The following is a 15,351-nucleotide window of genomic DNA, read 5'->3' on the forward strand; positions in this document are numbered from 1 at the left end:
TCCGGGTGACCTCCAGCATGGCACCGGGCGGGCCGCCGGGGGAGTGCGCGGCACGACTTCCCCGGCCGGAGCGGCGCGGCGGGCTACAGCGACCGCATCCGGTCGATCTCCGCCGTCTGCTGTGCGATCACGTCGTTCGCCATCTCCTCCACCAGCACGTTGTTGCCCTGGCTCAGCACCTCCGCGGCCATCGTCACCGCGCCCTCGTGGTGGGCGGTCATCAGCTTCAGGAAGAGCGTGTCGAAGGCCCGGCCCTTCGCGGCGCGCAACTCGGCGAGCTGGGCCTCGGTCGCCATGCCCGGCATCGTGTGGTGGTCGTGGCCGGACTGCGGGCGCGGGCCGCCGTTGCTCTTGAGCCAGCCCTCCATGGCACCGATCTCCGGCCCCTGGGCGGCGCCGATCCGCTCGGCGACCTTCTTCACCTTGGGGGACGCGGCCCGCTGCGGCACGAGCGCGGTCATCGTGATCGCCTGCCGGTGGTGCTCGATCATCATCTGCACGTAGCGGAAGTCGGCGCTGTTGGGGCGCTCGTCGGGCATGAGGCGGGCCGCCTCCTCCGGCGAGACGCGCTTGGCGGGTTCACCGGGCTTCCCCGGCGCGATCACCGACTGACCGCTCGAACTCACCGGCACGGGAGCCGACTTGTCCTCTGTTTTGCCCGACTCGCAGGCGGCGAGGGCGAGTAAGGCGGCGACGGAGAGCGTCACGGCGAGGGATCCACGGGCACGGCGGTTCAACAACACGACCTCCAGAGGTAGTTCGTCAACTCGGACGTTCCGGCGAGCCGATGCGGACAGCGGCGTCTCAAGGAAAGTTCATTACTTCTCTGTTGCCATCTGTTGAGATGTACACGGTAAGGAAGATACTGCCGGGGTCCATCCGTCGTTCAAGCATGAACGGATCTCACAGAGGACGGAGTGACCCACGTTGCGTACCACGAGTACCCCGCGCGCACGGACCAGACGCCTCGGCGTGGCAACCGCCGCGGTCGGACTGCTGGTCAGCATGCTCGTCGCCGGACCCGCGGCCGCCACCCCCGACCCGGGCGACAGCCCGGCCCAGCCGACCCTCACCTCGGAGCAGGCGGCCGCCGCCCGCACCGCGATAGCGAGCGGCGAGATACCCGGCGTGGACGAGGTCGTCCACAGCCCCAACATCGAACACCTCGTCAACATCCCCAAGGACGCCCTCAAGGGGACCAACTCCGACCTGGCGTTCCAGGGCAAGTACGCCTTCGCCGGCAACTACGACGGCTTCCGGATCTTCGACATCAGCGACCCGAAGTCCCCGAAGACGGTGGCCCAGGTGCTGTGCCCCGGCTCCCAGAACGACGTCTCCGTCTCCGGGAACCTGCTCTTCCTCTCCACCGACTCCTCCCGCAGTGACAACTCCTGTGCCAGCGTGCCCCAGCCCGCCTCCGTCAAGGAGTCCTGGGAGGGCATGAAGATCTTCGACATCAGCGACATCGCCAACCCGAAGTACGTCGCCTCCGTCGAGACCAACTGCGGCTCGCACACCCACACCCTGGTGCCCAAGCGCAAGGACGTGTACGTCTACGTCTCCTCGTACTCGCCCAACGCGGCCTTCCCGGACTGCCAGCCGCCGCACGACGGCATCTCCGTCATCAAGGTGCCGCGCGACGCGCCCGAGCAGGCCCGGGTCGTGAACTTCCCCGTCCTCTTCCCGGGCGACGGCCCGGACGGCGGCGGCAACCCCGGCGCGCCCACCAACCCGGGCGTCTCCAAGACGACCGGCTGCCACGACATCACCGTGCTGCCGAGCAAGGACCTCGCGGCCGGCGCCTGCATGGGCGACGGCATCCTCTTCGACATCAAGGACCCGGAGCGCCCGCGGGTCATCGACCAGATCGAGGACAACGTCAACTTCTCGTTCTGGCACTCCGCGACCTTCAACCAGAAGGCCGACAAGGTCGTCTTCACCGACGAGCTCGGCGGCGGCGGCGCGGCCACCTGCAACACGACCGTCGGCCCGAACCGCGGCGCGGACGGCATCTACGACATCGTCGGCAAGGGCGACGGGCGTCGGCTCGTCTTCCGCAGCTACTTCAAGATCGCGCGCCACCAGGCCGACACCGAGAACTGCGTCGCCCACAACGGCGCGCTGATCCCGGTCAAGGGCAAGGACCTCATGGTCCAGGCGTGGTACCAGGGCGGCGTCTCCGTCTGGGACTTCACCGACTCCCGCAAGCCGCACGAGATCGGGTACTTCGAGCGCGGCCCGCTCTCCGCGGACCACCTCGTCACCGGCGGCTCCTGGTCCGCGTACTACTACAACGGCTACATCTACTCGAACGACATCGCCAAGGGCTTCGACGTCCTGAAGCTCAGCGACAAGCGGACGGACAAGGGGGCCCGGGTCCGGATGGACGAGCTCAACGTCCAGACGCAGCCGGACTACTTCACGGACTTCGACCGCTCCGGCGGCCCGGACGACTCCGAGGACTGAGCCGGCTCGGGAATCAACGCCATGCCGTCGGGCGGACCACCGCCCGGCGGCATGCCGCGCTCCCAGTCCAGCCCGTACCGCTGGAACAGCTCCGCGCGCAGCCGTGACATCGGCATCGGCGCCCCCGGCAGCAGCATCGCGAAGACCGTGCCCATGAGCAGCGCCCGCAGCAGCGGATAGTCGGTGTCCACGTCGGTCGAGCCGTAGCGCTCGACGGTGTCGCGGAGCAGCGCGGCGAGCCGCTGCTGCTCGGGGCACCGCACGAAGCCCTCGGCCTGGAGGATGCCGGCCATGTGCGTCCGCATGAGCACCGGCTGCTCCTCGGCGAGCCCGAGGACCGCGTCGATCGCCCGCGCGAGGCGCTCCCGGCCGTCCTCGGTGCGCGGCTCGCGCTCCAGGGCCTCCTCCAGGGTGCGGTGCATCAGCCGGTGCACCGCGGACTGCAGCAGCTGCCGCTTGCCGGGGAAGTAGTACGAGATCAGCCCGCGCGCCGAACCGGCGCGCGCCGCGATGTCGCCGAGGGTCGTCGCCTCGTATCCGCGCTCGGCGACCAGCTCCACCGTCGCCTGCAGGATCCGCTCGCGGGAGCGCCGGCGAAGTTCTTCGTTGACCGATGCGCTACGCGGGGACATGCTGGACTCCTGCGTTGACTGGCTTGCAGCCAATATACTCAGCGCGTCCTGCCGTCGTGCCCTTGTGGCCGAAGGCGGGACCTGCCGTCTGTTCTGGGCGACGCGGGGGATCGTCCAGAACAGGCGGCCATATGTGTTTCATGCCCTTTTCTCCCATTCTGCCTCCGGTGTCCGGTCTGTCGGTGGGGCCCGGCCGAGGCCGTCAGCCCTCTTCCGTACGCCGCTCCACGCGCCGGTACGTGATGATCGCCACAGCCACGCAGAACCAGCCGAACAGCCAGCCGGCCACCACGTCCGACGGCCAGTGCACGCCCAGATAGACCCGGGTGAAGCCCACCCCGACGACCGACACCAGGGCCGCGCCCGTGAGCGTGCCCCAGCCCCACCACGTCTCGCGCCAGTGCAGCGCGAGCACCCAGAGCAGCAGGCCGCAGACGACCGCCGCCGTCATCGCGTGCCCGGACGGGAAGGCCGGGAAGCTCGCCGAGTCCACCGGATCCGGCCAGCTCGGCCGCGGCCGCCCCACCGCGGCCTTCACGCCGTGCTGCAGGCCCCAGGCCAGCAGGACCGTCCCCGCCACCCACAGCGCCAGCCGCCGCTCCCGCCGCCACCACAGCACCACCACCGTCAGCGCTGCCAGCGTGCGCATCGTCCACGGCGCCCAGACCCAGTCCGTCAGGATCCGGTTGAGATGGGTGAACCCGGGATGGGCCACCGCGCTGCGGTGCAGCGCCTCGGCCACCTCCCGGTCCACCGAGAGCAGCGGGGACCAGCCCACGGCGACGAGGACCAGCAACAGCACGGCCAGGGCGCCCGACACGGCGGCGGAGATGCGCATGCCCCGATCCTGCCCGACGCGGCCCGCGCGCCGCCGACCGGCATGCCCGCGCGCCGTGCGCGCGTCGAGGGTCCGTCCGGCGGCGGCCCCCGGGGCAGGTCATCGGCTAGCGCAGCGCCCGCAGCGCCGGCACGAACGCGATCAGCACCGGGACCACAGGCACCAGGGCCGCCGCGGCGGTCAGACGCAGGCGGCGGGCGGCGGTGAGGCGCGGGGTCGCGGCCAGCAGGCGGTTGACGCGCTGCGGCAGATCGGCGTCATGGGCCTGGCCCGGGCCGAAGACGCCGCGGTCCTCGTTGAGTTCGACGAGCGCGAGGGCGATGGTCAGCCGGCCGAAGCGGCGCGAGGCCACGTCGTCCGCCGCCAGCTCCACCAGGCGGTGCATCTCGCCGCGGAAGGCGGCGAAGACCGGCACCCCGGGGAAACCCTCGGCGAGCGCCGCCGAACAGTGCAGCAGCCAGTCGTGCCGCGCCCGGGCGTGCCCCTGCTCGTGCGCGAGCACCGCGTCGAGCTGACGGCCCTTGAGACGGCGCAGCGCGGCCGTCGTGATGACCAGGCGCGGCGCGCCGCCGGGCAGCCACCAGGCGTCCGCGCGCTCACCCTCCAGGACCACCAGACGCGCGCTGCCGGACGGCTCCTCGCCGGGCAACAGCGGCGCCCGCACCAGCAGTTCGCCACGACGCCGCTTGCGGCCGGCCCGCGCCAGGCCGATCTCCCGGCCCAGCATCGCCCCGGTCCACACCCCGCCGGCCGCGAGCAGCACGGCGAGCACCGCCGACCACGGCCGGTTGCCGCCCAGCTCGTACGCCTCGATCACGGCGGCCGGCGCGGACGCGAACACCTGGCCGCGCACGGCCTGCCAGGCCGCGGCCGCGCTGAACGTCATCGCCAGCGCGAAGCTCAGGAGCACCGCGGCCACGACGCACTGCCACACCCACAGCGCCACCACCGGTTCCCGTTCCGCCCAGTCGGCCCGCGCCAGAAGCCGCGGGGCGAGGGAGGCGGTCAGGACGCCGAGCGTGAGCAGCGCGAGGGAGACCAACATGACGCCACCCTATGAGCGGGATACCAGGCGGGGGTACGGGCTTGCGGACCAAGTGACGCACGCCACGGTTTGGCCGTGCGGCCGTGCGGCCGGGCCACTGGCCGGACCGGCCGGGTACGTCAGAGCGAAAGCAGCATCGCCAGCATCGCGAGCCCCATCGACAGCCGGCACACCAGCGCCAGCTCGCCCCTCGTTCCCACCCTCACCGCTCCGCCCCCCGTCGGCTCCGCCCGCACCCCGGCCCCCGTCACGGGCACCAGCCGCGCGCCCGAACGCAGCACGTACACACCGAAGTACGCCAGCAGCACCCCGGTCAGCACGGGTATGCCCCCGGTCGCGACGGCCGCGCCGCCGTGACCCGCGCCATGCCCCCCGTGCGCCCCCGGACCGCCGGGTGCGGCGGCCATCGCCACCGCCATGTAGACCATCGCCAAGGAGCCCACCACATGGTGCAGATGATGGCCCCCGCGCAGCACCGCGCCGCGCAGCCCGAGCAGCGCCGCGCAGCCGAACACCACCGCGTACACCGCCCAGCCCCACTCCGGCGGGGTCAGCACGGCCGCGGGCAGCGCCATCAGCGCCATCCCGAAGCCCATCACGGCCTCGCCGCCTGCCGCCCGGCGCTCCGCGCCGGAGCGGCCGGCCCGCATCCGCAGCAGGCAGTAGCCACCGCTCGCGCCGCACAGCACCACCAGCAGCCAGCCCGGAAGCGCCGGTCCGTGCACGCCGCACACCCCCTCCCCGCGGTCCTCCCCGATGCATGCCCGGCGCCCGCGGACCCACGCGGGCGCACGGGCGCGCACAGGTATACAAGGGGGAGTGCGGGGCGCGCGTTAGGCTCGGGGCGATCGCGTCCGCCGATCGCCCGCGCCCGAGGGGAGACCCGTACCGCATGGACACCGCCGCCGACCGGCTCACCGGCACGCTCAACTACCGCGAGGCCGTCCTCGACGACGTCCCGGCGCTCGTCCCGCTCGTCGAGTCGGCGTACCGCGGCGACGCCAGCCGCGCGGGCTGGACCACCGAGGCGGACCTGCTCCAGGGCCAGCGCACCGACCCGCAGGGCGTCGCCGACGTCATCACCACGCCGGGCAGCCGGCTCCTGGTGGTCGAGCAGGACGGCGCGCTGGTTGCCTGCTGCCAGCTGGAGCACCGCGGCGAGGCCGCCTACTTCGGCATGTTCGCGGTCCGGCCCGAGCTCCAGGGCGCCGGTCTCGGCCGGCGGATCATCGCCGAGGCCGAGCGCCGGGTGCGCGAGCTGTGGGACGTGCGCGAGATGCACATGACGGTGATCTCGGTCCGCGAGGAGCTGATCGCCTGGTACGAGCGGCGCGGCTACCGCCGTACGGGCCGGATGACCCCGTTCCCGTACGGCGACGAGCGCTTCGGCCTGCCGCAGCGCGACGACCTGCAGTTCGAACTCCTGGTCAAGCCGCTCGGCTGACCCCTGGGCCGAGCCCGTCGGCCGAGCCGCGTGCCGCGGGCTCCCGTGCCGGGCCGTCCGGTCCTCAGGTCGTGCCGGGCCGTCAGGCCGTGCCGGGCCGTCCTGCCCTCAGGCCCTTACGGGCCGTCCGGCCCTTAGGCCGTGTGAGGGCCCGCGCGCCGGATCTCCGGCCGGTCCGTGGTCGCCCCGTCGAGCCCCAAGGCGTGCGCCAGGCGCAGGTCGTCCTCGGTGTTCACCACCCAGCCGACCACTCGCAGCCCCGCCGCGTGCGCCCGCTCGACGGTGTCCCGGGTGAGGTGGCGGATGTTGAGGACCAGCGCCGTGGCACCCACGTCGAGCGCGCGCCGCACCACCTCGTCCTGCCGCCGGTCGGCGACGAGCGCGGTGCGCACCCCCGGCACCAGCGCGCGGACCTCCGCCAGGGCCTCGTCGTGGAAGGACAACACCTCCACCCGGCCGGTCAGCTCCCGCTCGTTCAGCACCGCGGCCAGCGCCCGGGCCGCGCCGGCGTCCTTGATCTCGGCCTGGAGCGGCGCGCCGACCGCGGCCAGGACCTCCTCGAAGACCGGCACCCGCTCTCCCTGCCCGGCGTCCAGCTCGCGCAGCTCGGCGAGGGTCTTCGCGGAGATCGGCCCGGTGCCGTCGGTGGTGCGGTCCACGTCGGCGTCGTGCATGACGACGAGGGCGCCGTCCTTGCTGAGGTGGAGGTCGAGCTCGATGACGTCCATGCCCGCCCGCTCGGCGAGTACGAAGGAGCGCAGGGTGTTCTCGGGCGCGACGCCCATGACCCCGCGGTGGCCGATGGTGAGGAAACCCAAGATCTTCTCGCTTCCGTCGTCGTCACGCCCCCCGGATCCGGTCCCGGCGCAGCCTAGCCACTGGGCGCGAAACTGGGCGCGAAACAGGAAGGAGCCGCGCGGAACCCCGTATTTCTCGACTTCAAACCCCGCCGCACAGGAAATTTCGCGGTCTCGGTAGGGGTCTACAGGAGAATTTTTCCTTCCCCTCTTGTGGGCGAGATTCAGTCATGCGTAGGCTGTGACGACGCAAGGTTCTCCTGTGGAGGAAGAGGCATGACGGAAATTCTTGTGCAGGACGTGACCGGTGGGGGGATATCCACCGATGCTCCGGTGATCGACCACCCTGCCTGGCCCGAGCTCAAGAATGCCGTGGAGGAGCTCCGCCCCTGGCAGAGCAACGACGGCTCCATCGACTTCGCGGCCGAGGGCGCGCCGACCCGCGCCGCCGCGGAGCAGACCGTCGGGCGCCTCGTCGCCGCGGTCGAGCAGCTCTCCCCGCTGGTCCCGCACGACGCCGCGTACCACCGCGCGCTCGTCGCCGACCTGCGCAAGTGGGCCGAGGGCGGCTTCGAGGTCCCGGACTTCCTGGACTCCCTCATGGAGTTCCACCCGGCCGCGAGCCGCGCCGACGGGCTGCAGCACCTCGTGCTCTTCCCCATGTACACGCAGAACGGCAACCCGGACCGCAACTTCGAGGCCGTCGTGCTCCGCATGGTCTGGCCCGAGTGGCTCTCCGAGCTGGAGGCCACCCGCTACGACAACCCGGGCTTCTGCGGCATCACCTTCGAGGACTTCACCGCCGGTTACGACACCAACTCGGCCGTCCTCTTCCCGGAGACCGTCGCGGTCCGCGAGGTCCCCGAGCGCTTCACCTGGGGCGGCATCTTCTGCGACCGCGAGGCCGCCCGCTTCCGCAAGGTGACCGAGGCCGCCGTCGACACCCTCGGCCTGAAGCTGCCCGCCGACATCGACGCCATGCTCGGCGACCAGAAGCGCTGCGAGCAGGCCTTCGTGCTCTGGGACCTGGTCCACGACCGCGCCCACAGCCGCGGCGACCTGCCCTTCGACCCCTTCATGATCAAGCAGCGCCAGCCCTTCTGGATGTACGGCCTGGAGGAGCTCCGCTGCGACCTCACCGCCTTCAAGGAGGCCGTGAAGCTGGAGGCCGAGGGCAACGAGCACGGCCGTGACGTGCAGTACGCGGTCCTCTTCGACCGGATGTTCCGCTTCCCGCTCACCGGCGACCGCAACCGCAACTACGACGGTCTGGGCGGCCAGCTCCTCTTCGCGTACCTCCACAAGAACGAGGTGGTGCGCTGGACGGACAACGTCCTCACCATCGACTGGGAGCGCGCGCCCGAGGTCACCAACCGCCTCTGCGGCGAGATCGAGACCCTCTACCGCGACGGCATCGACCGTCCGAAGCTCGTGCACTGGTTCAAGGCGTACGACTTCGTCTCCACCTACCTCGCCCCGCACCCGGGCTCGAAGTGGGCCAAGGGCCCCGACGCCCTCGACACGTCGCTGCCGCCGCGCAAGCTCGTCGACGACGTGCTTCCGGACGAGTTTCCGCTCAGCATGTTCTTTGAGGCCCTCTCCAAGAAGATGAAGGGCGTGATCGCCGACACCAAGGGCATCACCGCCGCCGACATGCCCGAGCGGGCCGCCGCGTGACCGACGCCGTCCTGCACACGGAGGAGACGCCCATGAACGCCAACGGAAACGGCGGCCCGCTGGACGGCGCCGTCATCGCGGTCGCGGGCGCGGCCGGCCCCGCGGGCCGGGCCGCCCTCCTGCGCCTCGCCGAGGCGGGCGCCACCGTGGTCGCCTCCGACGCCGACCCGGCGCGCCTCGCGGAGGCGGTCGACGCCGCCCGCTACGCGCACGGCGGCGCCCGGGTCGTCGGTGACACCGTCGACCTCCTCGACCTCGACGCCACCCGCGAGTGGGCGGCGAAGACGGAGAAGGAGTTCGGCCGGATCGACGGCCTGGTCCACCTCGTCGGCGGCTGGCGCGGCAGCCAGTCCTTCGTCGAGACCGACCTCAAGGACTGGGACTTCCTCGAGAAGCTGCTGATCCGCACGGTCCAGCACACCTCGCTCGCCTTCCACGACGGACTGCTGCGCAGTGGCGGCCGCGGCCGCTACGCCCTGGTCAGCCAGGTCGGCGCGCACAAGCCGCTGGCCAACAACGCCGCGTACAACGCCGGCAAGGCGGCGGCCGAGGCGTGGACCCTCGCCATGGCGGACTCCTTCCGCAAGCTGGGGGGCGACGACGGCCCGCAGGCGGCGGCTGCCATCCTGGTGATCAAGGCACTGGTGCACGACGCGATGCGCGCCGAGCGCCCGAATGCGAAGTTCGCGGGCTTCACCGACGTCAAGGACCTGGCCGACGCCATCGCCGGACTCTGGGACGAGCCCGCACAGGAAGTGAATGGACAGCGCCTGTGGCTGACCCCCAAGCCGTGACCTCGGCCCTGGGCCCCAGGACCGACGCCCGTCGTCACCACGACCCGTCGGTCCGGGGCTTCGCCAGCGACAACTACGCCGGCGCCCACCCGGAGGTCCTCGCGGCCATCGCCCTCGCCAACGGCGGCCACCAGGTCGCCTACGGCGAGGACCAGTACACCGATCACCTGCAGCGGATCATGCACAGCCACTTCGGCCCCACCGCCGAAGCCTTCCCGGTCTTCAACGGGACCGGGGCGAACGTGACCGCGCTGCAGGCCCTCACCGACCGGTGGGGCGCGGTGATCTGCGCCGAGACCGCCCACATCAACGTGGACGAGGGCGGCGCCCCCGAGCGGATGGGCGGCCTCAAGCTGCTCACCGTGCCCACCCCGGACGGCAAGCTCACCCCCGAGCTGATCGACCGGCAGGCATGGGGCTGGGAGGACGAGCACCGGGCCATGCCCCAGGTCGTCTCGATCACCCAGAACACCGAACTCGGCACCGTGTACACGGTCGAGGAGATCCGCGCCATCGTGGAACACGCCCACTCCAAGGGCATGAAGGTGCACCTCGACGGCGCCCGGATAGCCAACGCGGCCGCCTCCCTGAACGTGCCGATGCGGGCGTTCACCAACGCGGTCGGCGTCGACGTCATCTCGTACGGCGGCACCAAGAACGGCATGCTCTTCGGCGAGGCCGTGGTCGTCCTCAACCCGGACGCGGTCAGCCACATGAAGCACCTGCGCAAGCTGTCCATGCAGCTCGCCTCCAAGATGCGCTTCGTGTCGGTCCAGCTGGAGGCGCTGCTCGCCAAGGACCTGTGGCTGCGCAACGCCAGTCACGCCAACGCGATGGCCCAGCGCCTCGCGGCCGGCGTGCGGGGCGTGGACGGGGTGGAGATCCTCTACCCGGTGCAGGCGAACGCGGTCTTCGCGCGGCTTCCGCACGAGGTCAGCCGACGGCTGCAGGAGCGTTTCCGCTTCTACTTCTGGGACGAGACGGCCGGCGACGTGCGCTGGATGTGCTCCTTCGACACCAAGGAGGACGACGTCGACGCCTTCCTCCAGGCGCTGAAGGAAGAGATGGCGCGCTAGCCTCTCGGCTCCGGGCAACCGAATATCTGCATGGCTATGCGGCCGGATGGAAAGTCATTGACTTCCGTCCGGCCGCGTTCCTATGCTCGCGTCGCATGGAGCTGATCCAGAAGAACCCCGACATCTCTGCCTACTTGGCCGCAGGCGAGGCGGTCGACCACGGTCATCCGGTGGTCCGGGCCGTCGCCGACCGGCTGTCCATCGATCACGTCGACGCATACTCATACGCCAAGGCCGCCTTCGAGTTCGTCCGTGACGCCATCCCGCACTCCCATGACGCGGACGATCCGCGCGTCACCTGGCGCGCCTCCGACGTCCTGGAGCAGGGCACCGGCATCTGCTACGCCAAGTCCATCGCGTACGCGGCGCTGCTGCGGGCCCGTGGCGTCCCGGCCGCCCTGTGCTACCAGCGGCTCGCGGACGACGACGGCTCGAACCCGGTGGTCCACGGGCTCGTCGCGGTGCGGCTGCCCGGCGAGGAGCGGTGGGCCCGGCAGGATCCGCGCGGGAACGTGCCGCCGGGCGTGGACGCCCAGTTCTCCCTCAAGGAGGAGCGGCTGGCCTGGGCCGTGCGGCCGGAGTTCAATGAAGTGGACTATCCGGTGCTCTATGCTGAACCTCATCCGGTCGTCCTCGCGGCGCTGCGAGCCGCCCCCGACCGGACGTACCTCTGGCGGACGCTCCCCACGGAACTGTGAGTTCCGGAGAGCAGAGAACACCGAACGGCGGATCATGACCCTCACGCTCACCGTTTCCGACGACGTGCGCACCCTCGTCCCCGGCTTCACCCACCTCGCCGTCGAGGCCCACGGCCTCGTCAACGGCCCCAGCGACGAGACCAGTTCGGCCCTGCTCGACGAAGCGGCCCGGCGGCTCGCCGAGCGCCTGGCCGGCCGGACCCCGGACCAGGACCCGCACATCGCCGCCTGGCGGGCCGCGTACACCGCCTTCGGCGCCAAGCCGTCCCGTACCCGCAATTCGGCCGAGGCCCTGGCCAAGCGGGCCCTCGCGGACGGCGGACTGCCCCGGATCAACCGGCTCGTCGACGCCTACAACGCGATCAGCGTCGCCCGTCTCATCCCGGTCGGCGGCGAGGACCTCAACCGGATCCAGGGCGCCATGCGGCTCGTCCGGGCCACCGGCGAGGAGGAGTTCGTCACCGTCGCCGGCGGCGAGCCGGCCGTGGAGCACCCCGAGCCCGGCGAGGTCGTCTGGTGCGACGAGGCGGGCGTCACCTGCCGCCGCTGGAACTGGCGCCAGGGCCCGCGCACCCGCATCGACGACGACACCACCGACGCGCTCTTCCTCCTGGAGTCGCTGGCGCCGATGACCCGGGACGAGCTGATCGCCGCCGGCGAGGAACTCGCCGAGGCGCTCCAGAAGGTCAGCCCCGGCGCCCGGATCACCCTCCGCGACCCGGAGTGAGGCCGGTGGGGCCGGTGAGGCCTTGCGGACGCGGGTCTACTTCTCGGCGGCCTTGAGCTCCTCCGGCGTCGGCGCCGTGCCCCCGAGGTGCGCCGGCACCCACCAGGTGTCGCTCGCGTCCTTGGGGCGCACGGGGTACGCCCGCTGCGCCGCCTCCAGGAGCTCCTGGACCCGCCCGCGCAGCCGACGGGTGATCGCGCCCGCGTACTGGTCGGCGGGCGCCTCCATCGGCTCGCCGACCCGGATCGTGACCGGGATGTGGCTCCGCTTGAAGTTGCGCGGCCTGCCCTTGGTCCAGATCCGCTGGGTGCCCCACAGCGCCATCGGGATGAGCGGCACGCCCGCCTCCTGCGCGAGCCGCGCCGCACCCGACTTGAAGCTCTTCAGCGTGAACGACTGCGAGATCGTCGCCTCCGGGAACACCCCGACGATCTCGCCGGAGCGCAGCGCCGTGAGCGCGTGCTGGTAGGCGTGCTCGCCCTGGGCGCGGTCCACCGGGATGTGCTTCATCGCGCGCATCAGCGGTCCCGACACCTTGTGCCGGAACACCGCCTCCTTCGCCATGAAGCGCACCAGGCGCTTCTGCGGCAGCGCGGCCAGACCGGTGAAGATGAAGTCCAGGTAGCTGATGTGGTTGCTCACCAGGACCGCGCCGCCCTCGCGGGGGATGTGTTCCGACCCCTGAGTGTCGATCTTCAGGTCCAGCGCCTTGAACATGGTGAGAGCGGCGCCGATGACCGGCCGATAGACGAGCTCTGCCATCTGGGAGGAACCCCTTCGTCTGTGCCTGGGGAGGGTTCTCCCGGCGAAGTTACGCGGCCGTAGGTTTTCGGCTTTGGGCAGATCGTGCCGCATGTGGGGGCTCGTGACCAGTCCAGACGCCTGCGTATGGGGAGATTCTCATCACTCCCGGTGGTCGGCGGTGCGACCGGCGTGCGGGAATCGAACGTCTCCGTGGGACGCTGCACCTCGTGTGGACGTACCGGAAGGTCCGGATGGGCCGGAAACGGGGGACGAGGTGACAGGGGTGCCGGGCGAATCCCCGCGCGGAGCTTTGGGCGAGGGCCCGCGTGAGGTCCCGGGTGGGTTCCTGGGCGCGGCGGAGCTGGGCGCCGAGCTGGGGCAGCGGGCCACCCTGGTCCAGTTCTCCACCGCCTTCTGCCAGCCCTGCCGGGCCACCCGCCGGACCCTCGCCGACGTGGCCGCCCTGGTCGACGGCGTCGGCCACGTCGAGATCGACGCCGAGGAGCGGCTGGATCTCGTCCGGGCCCTCGGCATCGTCCGTACGCCCACGGTGCTCGTCCTGGACCGGTCCGGCCGGATCGTCCGCCGGGCCGCCGGCCAGCCGCGCAAGGCCGACGTCATCGCCGCCCTGGGCCGGGCCGTCTGACGCCGTGACACTTCTCCCACATGCCAGAACGCACTTGACTGCACACGTCAACGATCGTCAGTCTGGCGTAATGGCTCCAGAACTCCTTCTCTACGGCCGGGCCCATGTGGACCTCGGCCGCACCGCGAGCGCGCGCTGTCCGGGTGTCTGACGAACCCGCGACCCCATTCCCGCCGCTCCCGCAGAAGGACAACTCCATGACGGTCTCGCCCGAGCTCCGCACGCTCCCGACGCTGTCCGACCTCAAGCCCTCGATTCCCGCGCCCGCCGTGCCGGTCATCGGTGCCCCGCGCGCCGGCTCGCCCGAGCTGCTGCGCTCCGTCTTCCGGCAGCACGCCGCCGGCGTCGCCGTGATCACCGCGCACGGTGACCGGCCGGTCGGCTTCACCGCCACCTCCCTCAACTCCGTCGCCGCCGAACCGCCGCTGATCTCCTTCGGCGTGGGCACCGGCTCGTCCAGCTGGCCCGTGGTGGCCGAGGCCGAGCACATAGGCGTGCACATCCTCGGCGAGCACCAGCAGGAGCTGGCCGCCACCTTCGCGCGCAGCGGCGCCGACCGCTTCGCCGCGCCCACCCGCTGGAGCCGCGGCCCCGAGGGCGTGCCGGTCCTCGACGGCGTGCTCGCCTGGCTGGTGTGCCGGGTGGTCGCCCGCGTCCCGGCCGGTGACCACCGCATCGTCATCGCCCAGGCCGTCGCCGGCGACCCGGACGGCGAGGGCCGTCCGCTCCTGTACCACCAGGGGCGCTTCAACGCGCTGCGCGACTGAGAGTTCCCGCAGAGCCCTCCTTACCGGCGTTGGCAAGGTCACATGGCTGAGCGCTTGCTCAGCCGTAACCAACTGGGTGTACTAGCGAGTAACATCTGGGTCGGGGCGCCAGTCGCCCCGACCGGAAACCCGCCCTTCAGGCGCCTATGCTGCGAGCAGCAACGCAGCCCAGTTATGACGATGCAGTAGGAGAGCCGGCGTGAGCTTGAGGATCGTTGTCTGTGTGAAGTACGTGCCGGACGCCACTGGCGACCGGAAGTTCGCCGACGACCTGACGGTCGACCGCGACGACGTCGACGGCCTCCTTTCGGAGCTCGACGAGTACGCGGTCGAGCAGGCCCTGCAGATCGCCGAGGAGGCGGACGAGGCCGAGGTCACCGTCCTCACGGTCGGTCCGGAGGACGCCAAGGACGCCCTGCGCAAGGCGCTGTCCATGGGCGCCGACAAGGCCGTCCACGTCGAGGACGACGACCTGCACGGCACCGACGTCATGGGCACCTCGCTGGTGCTCGCCAAGGCCATCGAGAAGACCGGCTACGACGTCGTGATCGCCGGTATGGCCTCCACCGACGGCACCATGGGTGTCCTCCCGGCGATCCTGGCCGAGCGCCTGGGCGTCCCGCAGGTCACCCTGCTCTCCGAGGTCAAGATCGAGGACGGCGTCGTGCGCGGCCGCCGCGACGGCGACACCGCCTCCGAGCAGCTCGAGGCGGCCCTCCCGGCCGTCGTCTCCGTGACGGACCAGTCGGGCGAGGCCCGCTACCCGTCCTTCAAGGGCATCATGGCCGCGAAGAAGAAGCCGGTTCAGGCCCTGGACCTCTCCGACCTCGACATCGAGGCCGACGAGGTGGGCCTGGAGGGTGCCTGGACCGCGGTCGACTCCGCGGACGAGCGTCCGGCGCGCAGCAAGGGCACGATCGTGACGGACGAGGGCGAGGGCGGCAAGCAGCTCGCCGAGTTCCTCGCGAGCCAGAAGTTCATCTAAGGCTCGCGCGAGCCC

The 15,351-nt window shown here is 71.5% G+C and carries 17 protein-coding genes; 10 read left to right on the forward strand and 7 right to left on the reverse strand.

Annotated features, from left to right (window positions below; genetic code table 11):
- Positions 1 to 83 precede the first annotated feature (83 nt).
- The gene (locus ACFYU9_RS15555; protein WP_389345003.1) at positions 84 to 740 is read right to left on the reverse strand and encodes a DUF305 domain-containing protein; all 657 of its coding nucleotides are present in this window, start codon (positions 738 to 740) and stop codon (positions 84 to 86) included.
- A 232-nt stretch (positions 741 to 972) separates the two neighbouring features.
- Between ACFYU9_RS15555 and ACFYU9_RS15560 the strand changes: the two genes are divergently transcribed.
- A complete protein-coding gene (locus ACFYU9_RS15560; RefSeq protein ID WP_389345005.1) occupies positions 973 to 2,466 on the forward strand; it encodes an LVIVD repeat-containing protein in 1,494 nt (497 codons plus the stop codon).
- Here the strand turns inward: ACFYU9_RS15560 and ACFYU9_RS15565 are convergent.
- The 4 genes from ACFYU9_RS15565 to ACFYU9_RS15580 all read right to left on the reverse strand — a co-directional run bounded on the left by ACFYU9_RS15565 (position 2,415) and on the right by ACFYU9_RS15580 (position 5,706).
- Positions 2,415 to 3,098, reverse strand: coding sequence for a TetR/AcrR family transcriptional regulator (locus ACFYU9_RS15565; protein ID WP_389213146.1), 684 nt, complete (start codon positions 3,096 to 3,098; stop codon positions 2,415 to 2,417). The two genes, ACFYU9_RS15560 and ACFYU9_RS15565, sit on opposite strands and share 52 nt — an antisense overlap.
- A gap of 202 nt (positions 3,099 to 3,300) precedes the next feature.
- Positions 3,301 to 3,936, reverse strand: coding sequence for a phosphatase PAP2 family protein (locus ACFYU9_RS15570; protein ID WP_389345007.1), 636 nt, complete (start codon positions 3,934 to 3,936; stop codon positions 3,301 to 3,303).
- A gap of 106 nt (positions 3,937 to 4,042) precedes the next feature.
- Positions 4,043 to 4,981, reverse strand: a complete 939-nt coding sequence (locus ACFYU9_RS15575; RefSeq protein ID WP_389213150.1) for a M56 family metallopeptidase — start codon at positions 4,979 to 4,981, stop codon at positions 4,043 to 4,045.
- Between the two features lie 119 nt (positions 4,982 to 5,100).
- The gene (locus ACFYU9_RS15580) at positions 5,101 to 5,706 is read right to left on the reverse strand and encodes a DUF5134 domain-containing protein (protein ID WP_389345009.1); all 606 of its coding nucleotides are present in this window, start codon (positions 5,704 to 5,706) and stop codon (positions 5,101 to 5,103) included.
- Between the two features lie 167 nt (positions 5,707 to 5,873).
- Here ACFYU9_RS15580 and ACFYU9_RS15585 point away from each other — a divergent pair, with 167 nt between their 5' ends.
- Positions 5,874 to 6,425: a GNAT family N-acetyltransferase gene (locus ACFYU9_RS15585; RefSeq protein WP_389345011.1), complete on the forward strand. Its 552-nt coding sequence runs from the start codon at positions 5,874 to 5,876 to the stop codon at positions 6,423 to 6,425.
- A 134-nt stretch (positions 6,426 to 6,559) separates the two neighbouring features.
- Here the strand turns inward: ACFYU9_RS15585 and ACFYU9_RS15590 are convergent, their stop codons facing one another.
- A complete protein-coding gene (locus tag ACFYU9_RS15590) occupies positions 6,560 to 7,243 on the reverse strand; it encodes a glycerophosphodiester phosphodiesterase (RefSeq protein WP_389345013.1) in 684 nt (227 codons plus the stop codon).
- A gap of 255 nt (positions 7,244 to 7,498) precedes the next feature.
- Here ACFYU9_RS15590 and ACFYU9_RS15595 point away from each other — a divergent pair, with 255 nt between their 5' ends.
- From ACFYU9_RS15595 to ACFYU9_RS15615, 5 genes are all read left to right on the forward strand, one after another.
- On the forward strand, positions 7,499 to 8,899 hold the full coding sequence (locus ACFYU9_RS15595) for a DUF6421 family protein (protein ID WP_389345015.1): 1,401 nt from the start codon (positions 7,499 to 7,501) through the stop codon (positions 8,897 to 8,899).
- Between the two features lie 32 nt (positions 8,900 to 8,931).
- Complete coding sequence (locus tag ACFYU9_RS15600; RefSeq protein ID WP_389213159.1) at positions 8,932 to 9,693, forward strand: SDR family NAD(P)-dependent oxidoreductase; 762 nt, start codon at positions 8,932 to 8,934, stop codon at positions 9,691 to 9,693.
- Positions 9,690 to 10,769: a threonine aldolase family protein gene (locus ACFYU9_RS15605; RefSeq protein WP_389345308.1), complete on the forward strand. Its 1,080-nt coding sequence runs from the start codon at positions 9,690 to 9,692 to the stop codon at positions 10,767 to 10,769. The genes ACFYU9_RS15600 and ACFYU9_RS15605 overlap by 4 nt, the downstream gene beginning before the upstream one ends.
- A 95-nt stretch (positions 10,770 to 10,864) precedes the next feature.
- Positions 10,865 to 11,467, forward strand: a complete 603-nt coding sequence (locus ACFYU9_RS15610) for a transglutaminase family protein (RefSeq protein ID WP_389345017.1) — start codon at positions 10,865 to 10,867, stop codon at positions 11,465 to 11,467.
- Positions 11,468 to 11,501: 34 nt separating this feature from the next.
- Complete coding sequence (locus ACFYU9_RS15615; protein WP_389345019.1) at positions 11,502 to 12,194, forward strand: B3/4 domain-containing protein; 693 nt, start codon at positions 11,502 to 11,504, stop codon at positions 12,192 to 12,194.
- A gap of 36 nt (positions 12,195 to 12,230) precedes the next feature.
- Here ACFYU9_RS15615 and ACFYU9_RS15620 read toward each other — a convergent pair whose 3' ends face one another.
- The gene (locus ACFYU9_RS15620) at positions 12,231 to 12,956 is read right to left on the reverse strand and encodes a lysophospholipid acyltransferase family protein (protein ID WP_389213165.1); all 726 of its coding nucleotides are present in this window, start codon (positions 12,954 to 12,956) and stop codon (positions 12,231 to 12,233) included.
- A gap of 292 nt (positions 12,957 to 13,248) precedes the next feature.
- Between ACFYU9_RS15620 and ACFYU9_RS15625 the strand changes: the two genes are divergently transcribed.
- The 3 genes from ACFYU9_RS15625 (at position 13,249) to ACFYU9_RS15635 (ending at position 15,336) form a co-directional block, all read left to right on the forward strand.
- Positions 13,249 to 13,584 carry a TlpA family protein disulfide reductase gene (locus ACFYU9_RS15625; protein WP_389345309.1) on the forward strand — a complete coding sequence of 112 codons (336 nt, stop codon included), beginning with the start codon at positions 13,249 to 13,251 and terminating at the stop codon, positions 13,582 to 13,584.
- Positions 13,585 to 13,781: 197 nt separating this feature from the next.
- Entirely contained in the window at positions 13,782 to 14,351 is a 570-nt protein-coding gene (locus ACFYU9_RS15630; RefSeq protein ID WP_389213167.1) for a flavin reductase family protein, read from the forward strand.
- Between the two features lie 199 nt (positions 14,352 to 14,550).
- The gene (locus ACFYU9_RS15635) at positions 14,551 to 15,336 is read left to right on the forward strand and encodes an electron transfer flavoprotein subunit beta/FixA family protein (RefSeq protein WP_389213169.1); all 786 of its coding nucleotides are present in this window, start codon (positions 14,551 to 14,553) and stop codon (positions 15,334 to 15,336) included.
- The last annotated feature ends 15 nt before the right edge of the window (positions 15,337 to 15,351 follow it).

The sequence above is a fragment of the Streptomyces sp. NPDC004327 genome (genome assembly GCF_042873935.1).
GTDB lineage: Bacteria > Actinomycetota > Actinomycetes > Streptomycetales > Streptomycetaceae > Streptomyces.